Origin of the sequence: Paenibacillus taihuensis, from assembly GCF_003386535.1 — a bacterium.
GTDB classification, from domain to species: Bacteria; Bacillota; Bacilli; order Paenibacillales; family Paenibacillaceae; genus Paenibacillus_Z; species Paenibacillus_Z taihuensis.
In genome coordinates, this window is record NZ_QTTN01000023.1 from 37,207 (window position 1) to 57,243 (window position 20,037).

Annotated in this window: 17 protein-coding genes; 9 read left to right on the plus strand and 8 right to left on the minus strand. The window is 52.6% G+C overall.

Features of this window, described 5'->3' with window-relative positions; genetic code table 11:
- Positions 1–25 precede the first annotated feature (25 nt).
- Positions 26–865 carry a carbohydrate ABC transporter permease gene (locus tag A8990_RS18595; RefSeq protein WP_116190542.1) on the minus strand — a complete coding sequence of 280 codons (840 nt, stop codon included), beginning with the start codon at positions 863–865 and terminating at the stop codon, positions 26–28.
- On the minus strand, positions 862–1,827 hold the full coding sequence (locus tag A8990_RS18600) for a carbohydrate ABC transporter permease (protein WP_116190543.1): 966 nt from the start codon (positions 1,825–1,827) through the stop codon (positions 862–864). The genes A8990_RS18595 and A8990_RS18600 overlap by 4 nt, the downstream gene beginning before the upstream one ends.
- A 267-nt stretch (positions 1,828–2,094) precedes the next feature.
- On the opposite strand from A8990_RS18600, the gene A8990_RS18605 reads away from it, so the two are divergent.
- The 3 genes from A8990_RS18605 (at position 2,095) to A8990_RS18615 (ending at position 4,963) form a co-directional block, all read left to right on the plus strand.
- Positions 2,095–2,859: a glycerophosphodiester phosphodiesterase gene (locus A8990_RS18605; protein ID WP_116190544.1), complete on the plus strand. Its 765-nt coding sequence runs from the start codon at positions 2,095–2,097 to the stop codon at positions 2,857–2,859.
- Positions 2,860–2,986: 127 nt separating this feature from the next.
- A complete protein-coding gene (locus A8990_RS18610) occupies positions 2,987–3,883 on the plus strand; it encodes an AraC family transcriptional regulator (RefSeq protein ID WP_116190545.1) in 897 nt (298 codons plus the stop codon).
- A gap of 93 nt (positions 3,884–3,976) precedes the next feature.
- Positions 3,977–4,963, plus strand: coding sequence for a phytanoyl-CoA dioxygenase family protein (locus tag A8990_RS18615; RefSeq protein WP_116190546.1), 987 nt, complete (start codon positions 3,977–3,979; stop codon positions 4,961–4,963).
- Positions 4,964–5,145: 182 nt separating this feature from the next.
- Here A8990_RS18615 and A8990_RS18620 read toward each other — a convergent pair whose 3' ends face one another.
- Positions 5,146–6,486 (minus strand): hypothetical protein, encoded by a 1,341-nt coding sequence (locus A8990_RS18620; protein ID WP_116190547.1) that lies wholly within the window; start codon positions 6,484–6,486, stop codon positions 5,146–5,148.
- A 308-nt stretch (positions 6,487–6,794) separates the two neighbouring features.
- On the opposite strand from A8990_RS18620, the gene A8990_RS18625 reads away from it, so the two are divergent.
- Positions 6,795–7,511, plus strand: coding sequence for a YwaF family protein (locus A8990_RS18625; protein WP_116190548.1), 717 nt, complete (start codon positions 6,795–6,797; stop codon positions 7,509–7,511).
- 367 nt (positions 7,512–7,878) lie between these two features.
- On the opposite strand, the gene A8990_RS18630 is transcribed toward A8990_RS18625, so the two are convergent.
- Positions 7,879–9,687 carry an MBL fold metallo-hydrolase gene (locus tag A8990_RS18630; protein ID WP_116190549.1) on the minus strand — a complete coding sequence of 603 codons (1,809 nt, stop codon included), beginning with the start codon at positions 9,685–9,687 and terminating at the stop codon, positions 7,879–7,881.
- Positions 9,688–9,895: 208 nt separating this feature from the next.
- Here A8990_RS18630 and fabV point away from each other — a divergent pair, with 208 nt between their 5' ends.
- From fabV to A8990_RS18645, 3 genes are all read left to right on the plus strand, one after another.
- Complete coding sequence (gene fabV / locus A8990_RS18635) at positions 9,896–11,086, plus strand: enoyl-ACP reductase FabV (protein WP_116190550.1); 1,191 nt, start codon at positions 9,896–9,898, stop codon at positions 11,084–11,086.
- 170 nt (positions 11,087–11,256) lie between these two features.
- A complete protein-coding gene (locus A8990_RS18640; protein ID WP_116190551.1) occupies positions 11,257–11,706 on the plus strand; it encodes a MarR family winged helix-turn-helix transcriptional regulator in 450 nt (149 codons plus the stop codon).
- Positions 11,707–11,708: 2 nt separating this feature from the next.
- The gene (locus tag A8990_RS18645) at positions 11,709–13,190 is read left to right on the plus strand and encodes a DHA2 family efflux MFS transporter permease subunit (protein ID WP_245996095.1); all 1,482 of its coding nucleotides are present in this window, start codon (positions 11,709–11,711) and stop codon (positions 13,188–13,190) included.
- Between the two features lie 60 nt (positions 13,191–13,250).
- Here A8990_RS18645 and A8990_RS18650 read toward each other — a convergent pair whose 3' ends face one another.
- The 4 genes from A8990_RS18650 to A8990_RS18665 all read right to left on the minus strand — a co-directional run bounded on the left by A8990_RS18650 (position 13,251) and on the right by A8990_RS18665 (position 18,097).
- The gene (locus A8990_RS18650) at positions 13,251–14,369 is read right to left on the minus strand and encodes a Ger(x)C family spore germination protein (protein ID WP_116190553.1); all 1,119 of its coding nucleotides are present in this window, start codon (positions 14,367–14,369) and stop codon (positions 13,251–13,253) included.
- A complete protein-coding gene (locus tag A8990_RS18655) occupies positions 14,366–15,463 on the minus strand; it encodes a GerAB/ArcD/ProY family transporter (RefSeq protein ID WP_245996096.1) in 1,098 nt (365 codons plus the stop codon). Before A8990_RS18655 ends, A8990_RS18650 begins: the two co-directional genes overlap by 4 nt.
- Positions 15,460–16,887 carry a spore germination protein gene (locus A8990_RS18660; protein WP_116190555.1) on the minus strand — a complete coding sequence of 476 codons (1,428 nt, stop codon included), beginning with the start codon at positions 16,885–16,887 and terminating at the stop codon, positions 15,460–15,462. The genes A8990_RS18655 and A8990_RS18660 overlap by 4 nt, the downstream gene beginning before the upstream one ends.
- 193 nt (positions 16,888–17,080) lie before the next feature.
- Complete coding sequence (locus tag A8990_RS18665) at positions 17,081–18,097, minus strand: Gfo/Idh/MocA family protein (protein ID WP_116190556.1); 1,017 nt, start codon at positions 18,095–18,097, stop codon at positions 17,081–17,083.
- A 197-nt stretch (positions 18,098–18,294) separates the two neighbouring features.
- Here A8990_RS18665 and A8990_RS18670 point away from each other — a divergent pair, with 197 nt between their 5' ends.
- Together A8990_RS18670 and A8990_RS18675 are read left to right on the plus strand one after the other, a co-directional pair.
- Positions 18,295–19,152: an AraC family transcriptional regulator gene (locus A8990_RS18670; protein ID WP_116190557.1), complete on the plus strand. Its 858-nt coding sequence runs from the start codon at positions 18,295–18,297 to the stop codon at positions 19,150–19,152.
- A 26-nt stretch (positions 19,153–19,178) separates the two neighbouring features.
- Entirely contained in the window at positions 19,179–19,718 is a 540-nt protein-coding gene (locus A8990_RS18675; protein ID WP_116190558.1) for a GNAT family N-acetyltransferase, read from the plus strand.
- The last annotated feature ends 319 nt before the right edge of the window (positions 19,719–20,037 follow it).

The following is a 20,037-nucleotide window of genomic DNA, read 5'->3' on the forward strand; positions in this document are numbered from 1 at the left end:
TGAAAGCTTGCAGCCGTGGAACCTCTTAACCCTTAACCGCCCCTGCCGTAATTCCACGAACAAGCGGCTTAAGGCCAAGCGCCAGAAGTACGAAAGATGGCACTAGAACGAGCGCCACACCGCAGAGGACCAAATTCCAGCTCGTCAGCTCCTCGAACTGGAGCATGGCGATTCCGATCTGGACCGTTCTCATAGCATCGCTGCTCGTAACGAGAAGCGGCCATAGGTACTGGTTCCAACCGTTCAGGAACACATAAACGGCAAGCGAAGCACCGGCTGGTCCGGATAACGGCAGCACGATAGAAACAAAGTGGCGGAAATGTCCGCAGCCGTCGACGCGCGCCGCTTCGAACAATTCTCGAGGCAGCTGCATGTAAAACTGCCGGAGCAGAAAGACACCAAATGCCGAAGCTGCAAAAGGAACGATGAGACCTTGGAACGAATCGAGCCATCCCCAGCCTTTTATCGTTAAGTAGTTGGGAATGATCGTCACTTCCCACGGAATCATCATGGTGCTTATGAATAAGGCGAACCAGAAGCGGCTGCCGGAAAACCGGATATAGACGAACGCGTAAGCGGCAAGAGCTGCCGTCAAGACCTGAAGCACCATGATTGCAGTAGCCAGAACGAAGCTGTTGATGATGAAGCCGAAGATGGGCACCGTATCGATCGCGTTCTTCAGCTCCCCCATATAAAAGCTGGAAGGCAGCAGCTTAGGCGGATATTGGCTTGCTTCGTCTGGGGTCATAAAGATCTGGGCGAGCAGATACAGCAGCGGTCCCAGTACGAGAAGAGACAGCAGAATCAACAAGCCGTAATGGCTGGATAACCGAAATGGATGACGCGGATGACTGATTGCTCTCACTGGTAATGCACCTTCTTTCCAAGTACGAGGAATTGTATCGCCGTCAAGAGAAGCATCAGGACGAACAGGACGATCGCCAGCGCGCTGCCGGTGCCGAACTGGTAATTAATGAATGCCTCCCGATAGATGGAGTACACCAGAACATCCGTAGAGCCAGCCGGGCCGCCGCGTGTAAGAATATTGATTTGACCGAACGATTGAAAAGCGTTCATGATAGACACCACCGCAAGGAAGAAGAGCGTCGGCGACAGCAGCGGCAATTTTATGGAGAAGAAGGTTCTCCACATCGAAGCGCCGTCGATGCGCGAGCTGTCCATGACATCGTTATCGAGTCCTTGAATCGCAGCGAGCAGCAGGACGAACGGAAAGCCGGAGTTCATCCACACGGTCATCAGCGAGACGGAACCAAGCGCCGCACCGGGATCGGTCAGCCATTGGATAGGTCCGATGCCGATCTGTCCGAGCAAGTAGTTCAGCATGCCAAGCGACGGGTGGTACAGAATCATCCATAGTATGGATGCCGTTCCGACCGAGAGTGCCAGCGGAAGGGAGAAGATGAAGCGGAAGATCTTGCTGCCTCTGCCCGCGGAATGGACAAGGCTGGCGCATAGCAACCCGAGAATAAGTCCAACAGGGACGGTCAGGAGCGTAAACTCGACCGTAATCCACAGACTGCTCCAGAAATCGGAGGATTGAAACATCTGCGTATAGTTATCGAGACCTGCGTAGGCGGCTACTCGACCGCGCGGGTCGGTGAGTTGGAAGCTCAGATAGACGGAACGGACCATCGGGTAAAATAGAAACAAGATGAATACGACTAAGCTAGGCGCCAGAAACACGTAACCTAGCAGCTGCTCTCTCAATCGCTTTAACCTGCCTGAGTGAATTGAAGTCCTGGCCGATACTGCGGAAGCCGGAGACAAGACTTGTCCAGACTTGTCCGAATAGGTTTGTGAATTCATATGTGAATGAAAACCGCCCTTCCAAGAGTTTGAGTTTGAGTTTGTCCATGCTGGATTGAGCTTGGCAATTCCAACATTAACTACCATAACTGCCATTTGTAAGCCCGATGTCAGTGTTTTGTTAAGATATGGCAAGTTGAAAACGTTTCATTTGAAAAGAACCTTTTGTTTCTAAAGATTTGTTTACATTTCAATTTCAAGAGCGACAGTCTCTTCCAGAGGGCATATAATCGTGACAAACGGGCTTTATTGGGAGGAAACAAGAGGATGCCAGAGGAAATCAAGCAAGAAATCGTGGTAAGCAGCCCCATCGTAATCGGGCACAGAGGCGCAGCAGGAGAAGCACCTGAGAATACACTGGCAAGCTTCAAGCTGGCAGCTGAGCAAGGCAGCCATATGGTGGAGCTGGATATCCATTTGTCGGAGGACGGCAGGCTCATCGTCTGCCATGACGAAACGCTCGATCGGACGACGGACATGTCCGGAGCGATCTGCTCCCTGCGTTCGGATGTCATCCGCGAGGCGGATGCGGGAAGCAAGTTCTCGCCTTCTTTTGCCGGAGAACGAATTCCGTTTCTGGAGGAAGTCTATGATCTGCTTCCAGAACAAATCGAGATCAATGTTGAAGTGAAAGATTCGAGAGGCACGCAATTCGATGAAGTGCTGCTGAACTTCCTGCGCGCCGACAATCGGCTGGACCGCACCGTCGTCTCCTCCTTCGACCACAAGCTGCTTCTCAGACTGAAGCAAGCAGAACCGGAGCTTCGCATCGGACTGCTCTATGCTGCAGATCTGATTCATCATGCTGCCTATGCAGCGCTGCTGGAGACAGAGGTCTGGTCGCTTCATCCACATCATGAGCTCATCGGAGCGGACGATGCCGAGGATGCGATCGCTGCAGGGCTTCACATTTATCCCTACACCGCTAATCATCCTGCTCAGTGGGATAGGTTGATCTCCATCGGCGTAACCGGCATCATTACCGATTTTCCGGGCCGATTGAAGGAACATCTGCGTAGCGTCATTTCATAGACATTACAAACAGCCTGCACGGTTAATCCGTGCAGGCTTTCTTTTTTTGCATGATTAACGACAGTTGCGCCAATCCTACCCTCTCCGCAATAATAACAGTAGAAGCAGAAAGGAAGTGGAGCAGCGAATGGACAATTCTATCGCCGAGCCTGTCATCAACGTGGTCGGAGATATTCTCGTGCAAACAGGCGGCCATATTCTCGGACCGCGGGCGATTGACGACTACGAACTCGTCTATTTTCCGGATGGAACGAACACCGTCTATGAGCAAGGCGGGTTATCATTCCCGCTCGACGTTCCCTGCTTCGTCCTTACTCAGCCCGGGGTTAGTCACCGCTATTTGTTCGATAGAGACCGCAACGTGCGGCATCTGTTCGTTCATTTCGATTATGAACTCTTGCGAAATAACGCTCCGCGATTCAGTTCGCTGCTTCAGCAGCTGCACGTCGTTCCCGCTTACCACAGCACGCTGGTCGCTGGCATTATGCAGCAAATTGTCGTCGTCGCCAATCACCAATCTCATCATTGGAAGATACGGCTGTCCGCGCTCCTCAGTGCCGCGCTTGAGGAACTGGCTGCCTATGCGGACAAGACTCCGGAGTTTGCCATCAGCAGCTACCCTGTGCAAATCGCGCGAAGCATCGCCTACATGGACGCGCATTTGACGGAGCCGATCACCATCGAGAGCATTGCGCAGCAGTCCGGCTGGTCGCATGAGCATTTTACGCGGATGTTCGTGGCAGCTGTCGGGATGACGCCAAAGCGGATGCTGCTTGAGCGGCGTCTGCACTATGCGGAGGAATTGATGATGCGGGGTCAAGGAACGGTGAAGCAAATCTCGTACTTGGCAGGCTTCGGAGACGAGCATCATTTCTCAAAAATGTATAAGCGGATTCGCGGCATTACAGCGACGGAGTACATCGAAAGGTGCAAATCCCCGATTTTTCGTCATGCGGCGATTGAGGTTAATCCGGACCGTTCGTTCGTCAACCGACATATTGTCGTTAATCCAGATATCAAATAAACACATCGTTTATTCTCTTTCCTCCATTGAAAACGCTCCCTGCTCCCTGCACAATAGAAGCATAACTAACGTTTACTGGAGGAATTCATAACGATGGGAACTTACTATACGCCTAAGTCTCGTGACCGAGAGGACCGCTATCTGGTCAGCACAGACGAATATACGCATTATCACCGCAACGGTTACTTGATTGTGAGAGGACTCGTGTCAAAAGAAGACATCACCGAGCTCTACGATCTGGCCGAGCAAACACGGCTCAAAACAAAGCCAAATGAAGATCGCAACAATGCGGGCGATCCGCTTAATGAAGAATTCAAACAGCAGACTCGTATCCATATGCTGTCGCGCCTTGAGCCGGCTGCAGAGCGCGGCCTGCTCCATCCTCAAATCGTTGACGTTGTTGAAGCACTGATCGGACCTGATGTGCTGGCCTTGCAATCGATGATGTTCCTGAACCCTCCCGGCCGCGGCGGACAAGGCTGGCATCAGGACGCCTGCTATATCAAGACGCATCCGGACACGCTGATCGGCGCTTGGATCGCGCTTGAAGAAGTCGATGAAGAGAATGGCTGCCTATGGGTTGTCCCAGGCTCCAATCACGAGCCGATTTATCCGCCGGATGGCATCGGCGGCGGCAACGTGCATGCGCTTGATGCGTTCTCCAACCTGCATGCCGTTCAGAACGTGAGCCATCTCGACGATGAAGTCAATACATTGTCCCGCGTCGTTGCGAAGTATCCGCCGCCGATCTCGGTGCCGATGCAGCCAGGCGACGTACTGTTCTTCCATTCGCATCTGTTCCACAGATCGTATGCGAACAAGACGGCAGATCGTTTCCGCCGCTCCTACGTGCTTCATTACTGCAATGCCCGCTCGTGGGTACCTTGGGATCACGATGGCTTCGAAGGCGATTCCGGCAACTACCGGCAAATTCTTGCCCGCGGCCGGACGCATCTCCCTTATGCCGAGCCGCAGTACGGCACAGAGGTATATCTCTATGAAGGTGACGAAGCAGATGGCGAGAGCGTCAGCATGATGGGCATGGACGGCATGATGATGCCGGTTGTGCAGAAGAAATAACAATAAGCCGAGTGCGGACCAACGGGGCTGACCCCGACGGTGCACTCGGCTTTTTTTGTGCTTTTGCTGACTTGCTAAGCTTGCAGAGTTTGCTGGGCTTACTGGGCTTGCTGGGCTTGCCGAGCTTGCTGGGCTTGCCGAGCTTGCTTGGCTTGATGCGCTTGATGCGCTTGATGCGCTTATTAGTGTCCTTGCTCTGCCAGCAGGTGAACAGCCGGGAATCGATACCCCCGCTCGCTTGACGGCTTGACGATTACCTCGCCGCTGCCCGACATGCCGAGCAGCATACCCGCTCCCGCCCAGCGAAGCTTGCCTGCTGCGCCGTCGATGATCCAAACCTCGGGTGAGAATACGTTCTGGTTGATCTCAATTGCTACTAGATTGGCGTCCGTGCGGCTTCGAATGAGCTCAGCTGTTTCAGGTACAACTCCAAATTGCTGCTCGAGCAGCTTCCGCTCCTCCGCAGAGAGCTGATCCTGCGCGCGCTCCGCCCCTTCCCCGTCACTTAACCGAATGGAGCGGTAATGATCCTGTTCCACCGCCAAGACCGAGCTATCATTCACCCAAGCCAGCGGATAGACGAACAAGAAGCCTTGGCTGTGCGATTGGATGGCTGCCTTTCTGAAAGCCGTCTCAATCTGCCCTTTGCTGTTCAGCACCGTTAGATCCGCATCTGGCCCAATCGTGCTGTCCGAATCGGTTAGAATCGCGGCTTTGCTCCCAGTCGGCGAAGCGGATATCGCGTAAATGGCGGCTTTGGACTCGAATAGCTTCTCCGCTTGACCCGTGCGCCAATGCAGCAAGTAGACATATCGATTGCCGACAACGACGTATGTTGCATCCTTCGTAAACCGATCCGCGAACATGAGCGAGGTGCCGTAATCATTGCCGAACGGCGGCTGCTTTGCCCCCGGCCACCAATTCGGAAGCTGCAGCTTAGTGACTCGTCCGGTATCTGCCGATACGAGAACCGGTGCCCCTGACTTCGGATACGCAATGAGATTAGATGCTTGGTCCAACCCGACCTGCTGAAAAATATTCCCTTCGATCGGCACCGCCCGCTTCTCCCGAGCATCCTTCTGATCGAGCCATAGCAGCTCATCGTGCTCCGAGGTTCCGAACAGCACAATGTCATTACGTGCTGGTTGTTCGCCGGCAAGGAAGGCATCGCCTTGAACTGTTTTCGTTCCATTGAAGGAGAACCTGACCGACTCGCCCGCATCAAGGCCGCTAATCAGAATTTCGGCATGTCTGGCTGAGTACCAAACGACGTGTGCGCTGATCGGTTCACCGACAGCCGCTTCTTCTCTCCTGATAAGGGAATGTTGAAGTGCATGCTGCAGAGAAAGGCGGTCGATGTCACGGTTGGCTTCGACGGTGACGCCTCTGCTATCGTCGTGCTGCGTGAAGTAAAGATATGGTTCCGGGAGCGAGTCATCATCAGGGGCAGCTTCGATGTTAGCATTCGTCTGGAGTGTGAACATGAGGAGTACTAGAATAAGGAGCCGTTTCGTAGGAATCACCTCTCATTATTGGGTTAACATTATGTTCACCAAAATGTGGTAACTCATTCGCAGGTCTCTTTCTCGCTAGGTCTATTCAGAGGATTCGGAGCCTTCAGCCTCCTTAGGTGGGTATGCGCAGTCAGAGCAAATTAGGGCCCCGCTCCCCTCGACAATAGCCCCGTTCAGGAAGCCATCTTCGCAATAGACCGCCTTGCCGCAACGCTGACAGTGACCGACAAGCTCTCGCATGGCTGTACCTCCTAACATCTGTAAAGGATTTTCGAAGCTGCACCCCGAATAGGTAGGATGAAAAGGGGGCTTTGACTATGGGTTCATTCTTCTCGGCTCACACAGAAAGTCACTTCGTCGCTTACGCGGCTCCGCATCTGCTCATGATCGCATTGCTGCTCGGACTCGCTCTGCTCATGTTTCTGTTCCGAGACACCGTTCGCAAGGATGCTAGGCTTCGAACCGCGATACGCGTCTTGCTGCTTATCGGGCTCGCTGTTCCTGAGGGCGGTCTCTATTATTGGTATGCCGTGGAGGATCTCTGGAATGCCAGATTCACGCTCCCGCTTGAGCTGTGCAGTATCTCGCAAATGCTCGCGATTCTTATGCTCGTCACTCGCAGCAGGCTGCTCTACATCGTTGTTTATTTTGCCGGTATCGGCGGTGCGCTGCAGGCGATTCTCACGCCGGACCTCGACTATCCGTTCCCGCATTTTCGCTTCTTCCATTTCTTCATCGTACACATTGCGATCATTCTATCGCCGCTATATATGACTTGGGCCGAACGCTACAGACCGACTTGGAAATCGATCGGTGTCACGATGATCTTCCTTAATATTCTCGTCATCGTCGTCGGAGGGGTCGACTTCTGGCTGGGCGCCAACTACATGTTCCTCCGGCACAAACCAGCCGGTGCATCGCTGCTCTCGCTGCTAGGACCGTATCCGTACTATCTGCTCGTAGAGGAAGCCATCGCGGTCGCGATATTCACGTTGATGTATTTGCCGTTTGCGTTCGCGCGGCGAAGGGATTGAGAGCGGGAAAAGCCTCTCTCGGAGCCAGTAACTCGGTAAATCTGGTTCGAGAGAGGAATAAGCCTCTCTCAGCACCATCCCGCGGCGAAAGTACTGCTGAGAGATCGAATTGGGATCTCTCAGTCACCAATCCCTCCCAATACACCTGCCCGCGAGACTCGAGAAACCCGTATCGGCTCTCTCAGCACCATCCCGCACCGAAAGTACTGCTGAGAGATCGAATTGGGATCTCTCAGTCACCAATCCCTCCAAATACACCTGCCCGCGAGACTCGAGAAACCCGTATCGGCTCTCTCAGCACCATCCCGCACCGAAAGTACTGCTGAGAGATCGAATTGGGATCTCTCAGCATTAGCAACACCAAGCCTTAAATCACCGTCACCAGCGCATCCGCCTGCTGCCCCAGTCTGCGCGCGCCGACTGTGACGTCTGCGGCGATACGCGCGCGCTTCACACCGCGCATGCTCGCCTCTGCCGTCAAATAGAAGCGCAGCTCGCCCGCTTCGCCTGCCGCAAGCTCGACCGCTTGTTCCGGCGCCTCGATTGCCAAGCCCTCGGCTGCCGCAACAAGCCGAACCGCGACCCGCTCCGCGACCGGCAGCGGGTTGAGCACCTCAACCGTGATCTCCGCCGTCGCCCCGGCAGACAGCTCGATCTGATAAGGCTTGATCCACGCGCAGAAGCCCTCTGCGCCCATATCGATCTCCTCAAGCGGCAGCAGCTCATCATGCAGCTGCTTCAATGTCTCGCCATCGCGAGCGAGTTTCTCCAAGTAGGCATCCGTCAATTCTAGCGGATCCCAATGGCCCGAGATGATGAGATCCGGCTTCAGCCGCTGATATAGCTCCGCGCTCAGCACATAGTCATGGGATCTGAACTTGTTCTTATAGACATAATTGTACAAATTGCCATTCGAATCCTGCTGATCCCCGATTGCCACCACATGCTTGCCGTCCACCTCGAACGAGATTGCCACCGCATACAACGTATGCCCGGGCTGTTCATACAGCCGGAACGTATACTCCTCCCACTGAATCGGCTCGCCAAGCGGCAGCCGCCGGTCCACCGGAATCGGATCGTACCAGATACACGGCACATCATAACGCGCTGGCTGCTCTAGCAAATCCGCGAAATTCTCGGCAACCCACGTCTGCGTACCTTCCACATCCCTCAGCAGGTTGAGGCCCGCCACATGATCATCATGATAATGCGTCGGGATAACGACGTCGATGCTGCTCACGTTGTACCATTTCTTCAGATAGCCGATTTGCCTCAGATTCGGACGTCGTGAAGATCGATCCGTACCGGCATAGAACGTCTGATGAAACGACGGATAACCATAGTCGATCATCAGCGCTTTACCGCTCTTCGACAGCAGCGTATATGAGTTAGCAAAAGAACGCACATTCCAGAGCAAATGCGGCGTAATCTTCTTATACTCCGGCTCGCGGCACAATTCCAGCAATCCATCGTTACCGCGCAGCTGCAGCAAGCTCCTCAAACGATCAATTAAAGGATCAATCGCAGCCGCAGGCTCTTCCATCACCACGCCATGCGATGGGAGCAGCACATCCAGCTCCAATTCTCGCAAGTCCGAGACAGACAGCACAGTACTTATGACACCGTCACTTCCATTGTAAGTCCACTGCGTTGCCGACATCGACCACACTTTGCCCGGACCGGCGATGAGATCGCCCGTGAACGCCGCCTTTCGGTTATCCAGCTCAGTCACAACCGAGATGGAACCGATCGTATGACCCGGTGTTGGCACAATCGAATAAGATCTCCCGCCAAAATCATACCGCGCATAATCTTTCAACGTTCCGGCAATCCCAACAGGCGTAAGTAATGAAAACCGATCCTGTCGAACATCATAATTGTTATAAATCTCTCGGCCATACCAATGCAAATCGATGTTCGCGAACAGATCCTGCTCATGATGCGGCACCCAAATCCGAATGCCGGCTGCATTCGCCCTTGCTAATCCCTGCCCTTGATCCCGGTGATGATGCGTCATCAGCACATCTGTCACGCGTTCTACACCAATCGAAGCCAATTCATCCAGAACAGCTCCTGATCCGAAATCAATCAGCACCGCTTCCGTACCATTGACGATCACATATACAAGGCAAGTATCTTCATGTTGAAATAAATGCTCGCTCAGCCGTTTCAGCATTACACCTGCTCCTTTTTATCCAAGTTACCATACTGTAAACATTCTCCAGCATCGAACCTGCCTCCTGTAGCACGAATAAAAAAAGTTGCCGTAAACCGTCATCCTTGTTGCATTTTTCCCTACAATAAAGGTACTATCGTAACATTGAGGTTTTATCCGTATTTAGACTTCACTTCGACAACGCATGAGAGGAAATGAATCAACCCAAATGATTATCAAACCTAGAACTCGCGGTTTCATCTGCACAACCGCTCACCCGACGGGCTGCGCCCATCAAGTGCAGGAGCAAATCAATTATGTGAGAGAGCATGCGGCAATCCAAGGTCCGAAGAACGTACTCGTCATCGGCGCATCCGCGGGCTATGGCCTTGCATCCCGGATCGTAGCAGCATTCGGCGCTGGCGCGAACACGGTCGGCATCTACCGCCAAGGCGAGAGCAAGAACGGCCGTACCGCATCTGCAGGCTGGTACAACTCGGCCGCATTCGAGCAAGCCGCACAAGCAGCAGGACTGAAATCGTTCAGCGTAACTGGCGATGCGTTCACAGATGAGACGAAGCAGAAGGCTGTTGAACTGATCCGCAAGGAGCTCGGACAGGTTGATCTGGTCGTATACAGCGTAGCGTCCGCACGCAGAACGGATCCGCGCACAGGCGATACCTACAACTCGGTGCTGAAGCCTATCGGCAATACATACACGAACAAGACAGTCAACTTCCACACAGGTGAAGTGAGCATGGTATCCATCGAGCCGGCAACAGAGCAGGAAATTGCAGAAACGGTTCATGTTATGGGCGGCGACGATTGGCAGATGTGGATCGACGCGCTGCAGCAGGGCGGCGCACTCGCCGAAGGCGCTGTGACGGTGTCCTACTCGTACATCGGCTCGCAAATTACGCAAGCCATCTACAGAGAAGGCTCCATCGGCCAGGCCAAAGACCACCTGGAAGCGACAGCGAAGAAGCTGAGCGAGCGGCTCTCCTCCATCGGCGGTCACGCCTACGTAACCGTCAGCAAGGCGCTCGTTACGCAGTCGAGCTCGGCGATTCCTGTTGTGCCGCTGTACATCTCCGCACTGTACAAAGTGATGAAAGAGAAAGGCATTCACGAAGGCTGCATCGAGCAAACATACCGTTTGTTCGCAGAGCGCCTCTACACGGGCGGGGAAGTTCCAGTGGACGCGGAAGGCCGCATTCGCATCGACGATTGGGAGCTGCGCGAAGATGTGCAGGAAGAAGTGGCCAAGCTATGGGCCGCAATGACGACAGAGAATATTAACGAGCTTTCGGACCTCGAAGGCTACCGCAAAGAATTTTTCCAATTGTTCGGATTCGAGACCGAAGGCGTCGACTATGAAGCTGACGTAGAACCGAACGTGGAAGCTCCTAACGTATATTAATGCAGTAACAGGCGTAAAGCTAAGATGACTTTCTGATCAATCAGAAAGTCATCTTTTTTTTATCGACTGGTACATATGTCGTAATTGACATATACAAACCTCCCGTTTTATAATACTTCGCATGCGAACTATTTGGATAAAAACGATTTTGGCAAGGACGGTAAACGTTTATGGATGAAGAGCATTATGAACGCACCATTCAGATTCTGCATTCATTCCGTGAAATCCAGCAAATTTACTACCAGCTGCTCTCGAAGGCCGCTCATCAGCATGGCATTACACCTCAGCAATTTATGGTGCTGCGATCGCTCGCTCTAAATCCAGAGATGAAGCTGGCTGAGCTGTCAGATGAGCTTCATCTCGGTAACAGTACAACAAGCGGCATCGTTGACCGAATGGTGGAAGCTGAGCTTGTGACGCGTGAACGATCCCAAGCGGATCGGCGCTCCGTAACGCTCAGGCTTGCTGAGAAAGGCGAGCAAATCTGGAAGAGATTGACGGAACGGAAGATGGAATGGATTACGCCGTTCATGCAGATGTCGGCGGAGGATCAACTCGCACTGCTTCGCATCCACAAACAGTTTGCACACATTTTACAGCAATATCGAAAGGAAGATTAAATTTGACTACCGCTACCTCAGGCACTCTCCGGAGAGGCCCTATTCTCGCGTCCCTGCTGATCGCGGCATTCGTCGCGCTGCTCGCGCAGACGGTGCTGAACGTCGCGCTGCCGAGCATGATGAAAGACTTGAACGTCAATGAGAACACGATTCAGTGGCTCATCAACGGTTACATGCTCGTCAACGGCGTGCTTGTACCCGTCAGCGCATTCCTCATTTCCCGTTATACAACTCGTATTCTGTTTCTAACCGCAGCCGGACTGTTCGCGGTCGGTACCATTATTTGTGCCTTCTCGCCGAACTTCGGATTGCTGCTCTCCGGTCGTCTCATTCAAGCAGCTGGCGCCGGCATTCTGATGCCGCTCATGACCATCGTCATTCTGACCATCTTCCCTGTTGCCGAGCGCGGCAAAGCGATGGGTATGATGGGGATCGCGATGATTTGCGCACCTGCTATCGGTCCAACACTGTCTGGTTATGTCGTTGAGCACTATTCGTGGCATGTTCTGTTCTACATCATTTTGCCGCTTTCCATCTTCGCGTTCATCTACGGCGCATACTCCATGAAGAACGTCGTGAAGACATCCAAACCAAAGCTGGATGCGCTTGGCGTTATCCTGTCGACGCTCGGTTTCGGCGGCGTGCTCTACGGCTTCAGTGATGCCGGTGCAGACGGATGGGATAGCACAACCGTTATTACCTGCTTGGTCGTCGGCGCTGTCTCGCTCATTCTCTTCGTATGGCGTGAGCTGACGGCAGAGAAGCCGCTCCTTGAGCTCGACGTCTTCAAGTTCGGCATGTTCTCGCTAACGACTGTTATCAACGTCATCATTACAATGTCCATGTACTCCGGTATGGTTCTGCTTCCAATTTATCTGCAGAACATCCGCGGCTTCTCGCCGATTGATTCCGGTTTGCTGCTGCTCCCTGGCGCAATCCTGATGGGCATCATGTCTCCAATTACGGGCATGATATTCGATAAGATCGGCGCACGCTGGCTTGCCGTGGCAGGCCTCCTGATCTCGGCAGTTACAACCTATGAGTTCAGCACACTGACGATCGATACAAGCTACATGCATCTTATCGTCACCTATACATTCCGCATGTTCGGTATGTCCATGCTGATGATGCCGATTCAGACAGCAGGTCTGAATCAGCTGCCGCAGCGTCTGAACGCGCACGGCTCGGCAATGTCGCAAACGCTTCGTAACGTAGCTGGTGCTCTAGGTACTGCGCTGCTCGTAACGATTATGACGAACAAAGCAACTGCCGTAACGAAGGAACTGGTAGTCGCAGGCAATGTCGATCCGAAGGATCAAGTGAAAATGGCTGACGTCATCCAGCATGCAACGGTCACCGGAATCAATCATTCCTTCACGATTGCAACTTGGCTGACAGCCGCAGCACTTCTCCTCGCGTTCTTCATCAAGAAGACAAAGCCGCAGGAAGAGAAGGTTGTTCAGACGCAGAAAGAAGCATCTTAATTATAAAAAGCCGGATGCCTCCACATCGTACATCGTACGTGGAGCACCCGGCTTTTTGCATTATTCGACCACTTTACCTGCATTCATAATTTCAAAGTGGAAGTTGCATTTCACTTTCACTGTCGGATACATCTCCGGCCACTTCATCTGCTTCCACGCCCCGTAGCTCATATGGTTGCGGACGGCAATCCCAATTCCAATGGCATCTGTTTTATGTTTCTGCATAAAAGCGATCATCTCGTTCGCCTCTTTAACGAGTTCCTTATCGATTTGTTTCTCGAGCGTATGCTTCTCCGCTGGCCGATCAAGCGACAATCCGCCTGTATACTCGATAACCGTTCCTTTCAACCGAACTTGTATCGTAATTTCCGGCGCTCCCTCGGCGCTTCGGCTAACTCTCACTTTGCGCTTGCTTACAATCGACGTGATCATAACGGTATCGCCGCCCGGTTCCCCCTCGCTCAGATGAATGCTAAGTTCCCCCAGCTTGAAGGAACCGCGCAGAAACGAGAAAACCATGCCATCATCGGCGGGAATTTCAGCAATATACTTGTCTCCTCTGAATAGTGCGATGCCGTCTATGATGATATTATCCGATTTATTCCGCAGCACAGGCATCACCGGGTCAATTCCATCGTCATAATAATCCCGGATGAATGTATACAACGTCGAGACCGGGATATTTTGCCCCATTGATTCCTTCTGCAATAATCCTTCAATATATCGGCTAATAATAGGCTGATTGGGATAGTTTCGCTCCAGCATCGATTTTGCGTTGCCGCGCACGACAGAAAGCTTCACCCTTGGCGAGATCGAAGGATCGCGCTGGAACGTATCCAGATGCTTCAGCAATCCCTTCCGTGCCAGCGACATCCCAAACAACGAGTTGCGCAGCTGGCCGCTCACAAGCTGCAGATTGCTCTCCCTTGTCAGCTTCACCCGCGCTTCCTTCCCTGTTCTAGCCATCAAAGATAATACATCGCGCCGCTGGCCTGCATTCTGATCTGCTTTCGGCATCGTGATCGTAACCTCAAGCTGACCGTTCTCTCCCAGGTCGTAGCTGCTTGCCTGGACGAAGCCGAGCTTCTCCAGTATTCGCTGATCGCCGCACCCAGGCATAAATAGAAGCAACAGCATACAGATAAGCGCGCGGCGGAGGCGGATAGGAGCATTTTTCATGAAGCGGCCTCTTTCTTATTCTTCGTAAATGCAAGCACTACGACGAGAAGCAGCGGTAGGATGAAGGCAATCCCAATCTCAAGCTGAGCAAACAAGCCTAACCAATGCTGCACATCGCTAAGCGTATCCGGGATGAAAGCAATAACATACGCAAAGATTACCAATACACCGGCGACGAGCTTCACATTCGCACGCTTGAACACTTGAAGCGCCGTTTCTTGAGCGGACCACAAATACATCACGACCGTGGCGACGGTCGTAAACAGGAATGCGCCGAAGAACAAATTTTCGACCCGCTCGATAAAGGGGAACTTGATGTAGGCCATCAGATCAAGAAGCGGGAATGCCATACGCTGCAGCTGCCGCAAGCTGAAGAAGCCGAAGGTAATAATGCAAAGGTACGTATAGATAAACGCGAGAAGCAGCGACCCGATAATGGAAGATTTGATCAGCTTCGACTTCTTGTCGGTATACGGGAATACCATCAGAATCAGCTCATAACCGAGATACGAAGCAAAAATGTTAACAAATTCAACGGGTGAAGGCTGGCCTTCCCGAAAGAAAAACGGGGTCAGCCTCGACCAGCTGAAATCCGCATAGAAGAAGCAGACAACCGGAAGCATCCATATCGTCAAATAGAAGAGCATCGTAATGGACTTGGAGATGTTATAAATTCCTTGAATCATCAGCCAGAAAACAAGCAGATCGAGCGCAATTTTGAAGAACATCGGGTGCGTCGTCGGGAATGCGATCATTTGAAAAATAAGCACATATTCTTTGGCGACGAGACAGCCGAGCACCGACCACACGAACATGAGAAACAGATAGAGCGGATAAAGCATGATTCGTGGCATGGCTCGTTCGAGAATGACGAAGATGGACTTGCCCTTCCCCATCCAATAGGCGGCTCCAATCAGCAACATATTCACGATGACGATGATAGCGAATATAAGGTTCATCACCCAACCGTTCGTACCGAACGCTTTGCTGAGAAGCTGCGGGAGCGAGAATATAATAACGCCAAACTGCGTCATATAAACGAGAATGACGATATGATAGGGAGACAGCTTCTCCGAACTTTGCAGGGTGCTCACCTCTTCGGCTTGACTCGGGTCATATTCATAGGACGAGACTGGGTCGGACGCTTCTTAAGCAGGTTAAACGGCGCACGGATGAACACATCTCTCCATTCGTAAGGCTGGTTCGGCGCAATTGGCGTTACATAGGATGCCTTCATGCTAATCAAGCTGCATAGATGAATCGTTGTTGCTGTAATCCCGATTGCGATACCAAGATTCCCCCATAAGCCGGCCAGCAAAATAAAGCCGAAACGCATCAGCCGAATCGATGCGCTCATCGTATAGTTCGGGATAACGAACGAGGCGATGGTTGACAACGCAACCGCGATGATGAGGATGTTGCTTGTGAAGCCTGCCTGAACCGCCGCTTGCCCGATGACAATACCGCCTACGATACCGATCGTTTGACCGATCTTCGTCGGCAGCCGCGCTCCCGCTTCGCGGAGCAGCTCGATCGTCATTTCCATCAGAAGCGCTTCATAGAGCGGAGGAAACGGTACCCGGCTGCGGGATTCAACAAGCGTCATGAGCAGATTCTCAGGAATCATCTCATAGTGAAACGTTGTAACCGACACATATAGCGCCGTTAGCGAGACGGTTACGATGAGCGCGAAGAAACGAAGCATCCGCGTAGCCGTTCCCAGCATCCAGCGCTGATAGTAATCGTCGGACGAAGAGAAAAATTCATAGAACGTAGAGGGTACACTGAACGCTGACGGGCTGCCATCCATGATGCCGACAACCCTGCCTGCTACAAGCTTCGAGACGACTGCATCCGGACGTTCCGTCGTTAAAATTTGCGGAAAGAGTGCATATGGCCGATCATCGATTAATTGAATCAGCATATTCGTATCATGTACCGCGTCAATCTCAATGTCGCTGATTCGCTGTTTGAGCTCCTGGACATTGTCCATATTCGCAATATCTTTGATGTAAAGAATATAGACATCGTTCTTCGTTATTTCGCCGACGCTAAGCTTCACAATCTTCAGGTGCGTGCTTCTTATGCGTGCGCGAATAAGCATCAAACTTAAGCTAACCTGCTCCGTTAGAGCGTCGTGGGGACCGGTAATGGTCGTCTCGATTTCCGAATTCGTGATTGCCCGGCCCTCAGCACCTCTCACATCGATCAAATAGACCTGTTCTTCTGCAAAAACTGCCGCTTTACCTGATAAGATCCCAAGGATAAGCGCTTTATCATCTGTTTGTTTCTCAAACTGCGACTGCTGAAATAACGTTGTAAGCTGGTCGGGCTCCAGATCGTGGAGCGGCTTAAACACTTCATTTTGCAGTTTTGCTCCGCTAATCAGCGTATTCAAATACACGGCATGAACGCCAAGATTCGGAAACTCACGATGGGATAGATCCATGCAATCCTCGAATTGGTCGAGGGTATGAGCCAGCGTAGGCAAGGAAGATTCTGTTTGACTGTTCGACATAGCTGCCCCTTGGTTTCCGGTTTTGAGATATATCTACCATTATGTGTAAATGGGAGTGGCTCTAAACCTGTCGAATAAGCGCGAATGCCCGTTCGTGACCAAAGCAGGACAAATAATAAAAGCCAAGAAAGAACAGGTTCGCACCTGTTGTCTCTTGGCTTTATATGGGGCTCTTCTTGGCTGGAGTGATCGATTAGAGCATGACTTTCTGGCCGGTACGCGCGCTCTCTACGGCGCCGAACACCATTGCGACGCTCTTAATGTTGTCGAGGCAATCCGTTTCTGCCGGACGGTCCTCCTCCAATGCGGCAAACATCTCATCGAAGCAGCCGAAGTGGCCTTCTTGCCCGTTCCAATCCTTCGTGCCTTCGAAGCGGGTCATCTCACGGATGAAAGCATCCGGCTTCGAAGCATCAACGTATTCACCGTAAGGCATTCCGAAACCATCCCAACGCGCGCCGCCTTTGCTGCCTGTTACGCGCCAGTCCGACTCCCACGAGGTGTTCAGACCATCTGCGCACCAGGAGCCGCGATAGCTGAATACGGAGCCGTCGCTCATTTCGAAGATACAGATCGCCGAAGCATTGCCTTTGTACCACGAACCTGGAGGGTTGAACTCATGGCAATAGACGGATACCGGATCGGCGTCGATAATAAATCGGGCTTGGTCAAACGTATGGATCGCCATGTCGACAATAAGCGGGCTGTCCATCAGGTCGCGGAAGCCGCCGAAATGTGCGCCGAGGTAGAAGTCCGCATGAATGGAGCCGACCGTACCGATCGTATCGTTACGAAGCAGGTCGCGGAAAGAACGAATTTGCGGCAAATAGCGGCGGTTCTGCATGACCGAATAGCGTTTGCCGGTTTCCCCACTGACGGCCACAATTTCTTTCGCATCCTCGTACGACTCGGCCATCGGTTTCTCGCCGAACACGTTGCAGCCGGCACGCATCGCCGTAATGGCAACTTGTTTATGACTTGCCGGTATCGTCACGTCGAAGACGAGATTCGCGCCAGTCGCTTCTAACGCCGCGCCGAGGTCGGTAAACGTCGGCACATCCAGCCCCTTCTTCGCCGCCATTGACTTTGCGCTTTCTTCATAGATATCGACGAGGCCAACGATTTCCGCATTTTCCCGCTTGATTGCATAATCGATCCACGTGTTGGACATTCCGCCGCATCCGGCAACTACAATTCGGTGCTTCGCCATCGTCAATTCTCTCCCTATATTCGGAAATTGCAATACTGACCTAATCGTACCGAAACAAGCTCGCCCAGACTAGAAACGAAATTGTGATATATTCATACAATCTTCCGATAGTTTGGTAAAATAAAGCGGTAACATGAATGCAAGACGCATCTTTTCCGATAAAATCGTATGGATGCCGAAGAGGAGACTGACCACCGATGACCGTAAGCCCGTTGAAAGAAAACACACGCATGCCTGACCGCACGTTTCCGATCAATGTTTTTCCCGTCTCCAGCATTCATCTGCATTGGCATGATCATATCGAATGGATCTATGTGAAGGAAGGCTCGGCGCGAGTGCAAGTTGATGCTTCGTTTCAGGCGCTGCAGAAGGGCGAGCTCGCCTTCGTCAATGTGAAGCAGCTGCACAGCGCGGTGGCGCTTGCGCCGGGCACGGAGATGATCTCCATCGTCTTCAATGAAGCGCTCGTCCGCGGAAGCGGGCTTGATATTACGGAGCATCATTATTTCGTTCCTTACTTGCAGAAGCAGCTGCAGTGGCCAAGCTGGATGCTCGATTCCGACCCGCTTATCGAGGAGATGAATGCGTCCTTCGCCAGGCTCGTCGCCGAGTTTCAGGGTAAGGCGCCAGGCTACGAGCTGCTCGTGAAAGCTGAGCTGCTGCGAATCTTCGGCCTTTACTTCCGCTATGCCGAGCGGAGCGCGGCTCAAGCATTGACGCGCGTGCCAAAGCAGAAGTCCTACGACTTCACGCAGCTGCTGCACACGCTGCGCGAGCGGTTCCAGGAGCCGATCAGCGTCGATGAAGCCGCGCGGATGGTGAACCTGAGCAAGGCGCACTTCTGCAAAGTGTTCAAGCAGGTGACCGGCAAGACACTCATTGAATATATTCACCTGCTGCGCGTTCAGGAGGCTGAACGGCTGCTGCTCGACACGAACTATCCCGTAACGGAGATCGCGGACCTCGTTGGCTTCTCTAACATGACGTATTTCGGCCGCGTGTTCAAGAAGATGCGCAGCGTGGCGCCGACGGAGATTCGGAAGGGGCGGCAGTAGTTATAGTCAGGGAGGTGGCGTGGCCTATGTTTCCGGTGCTTGAAACGGAGCGGTTACGGCTTAGAGAAATAACAGAGGCTGATGCAGCAGAAGTGTTCGCTTGTTTCTCCAATCGGGAAGTAACGCAATATTACGGTCAGGAGCCGTTCGAATCCGAAGAGCAGGCAGCGAGACTGATTGGTTTATTTGCATCGAACTATGAAAATAAACGCGGGATTCGCTGGGGGATTGAACGTAAAGGGTCACCAGGGTTAATGGGCACGATCGGTTTTAATGCGCTCGTCCTCCCCCACCGCAGAGCAGAAATCGGCTACGAGCTTCATCCTGCGTATTGGGGAAGCGGGTATGCTTCGGAGGCAGTGAAGCGGGTCATTACATACGGATTCGAGAATCTCGGGCTCGCACGAATAGGCGCAGTCGTCTTCCCGGAGAACGCACCTTCGATATCACTGCTCACGAGGCTCGGCTTCCAACAGGAAGGCGTGCTGAGGGACTATATGGTGCAAGGCGGCAGATCTCACGCGACGAATGTGTATTCGATGGTTAGGGCAGAGTGCTCCGTCTGACGTGGTGACCGCTGGATTTGATAATGAACTTCAACGCTGGACTCAAGCACGCGAGTCTGGGGCAGGAGTATATTGCGCCGTCTAGCCTAATCATAAGGAACTCCTAAGGAACTCCAGCGGCAATCGAGCAAAATTGGCGCTAATGAACAGCTAAGGAACTCACACACACTATTTGCACGTTTTGAGGCGTGTTCCAGGCTAATGGCACCAAATAAGGGGGCTGAGGTTCCTTAGCAGAACAGGTAGGTGCATTTTCCCACTTTCCCTGCCAATAACTCCTAGATTCCGTTACAAACAAAAAAGTGTCGAGATCCTCCCA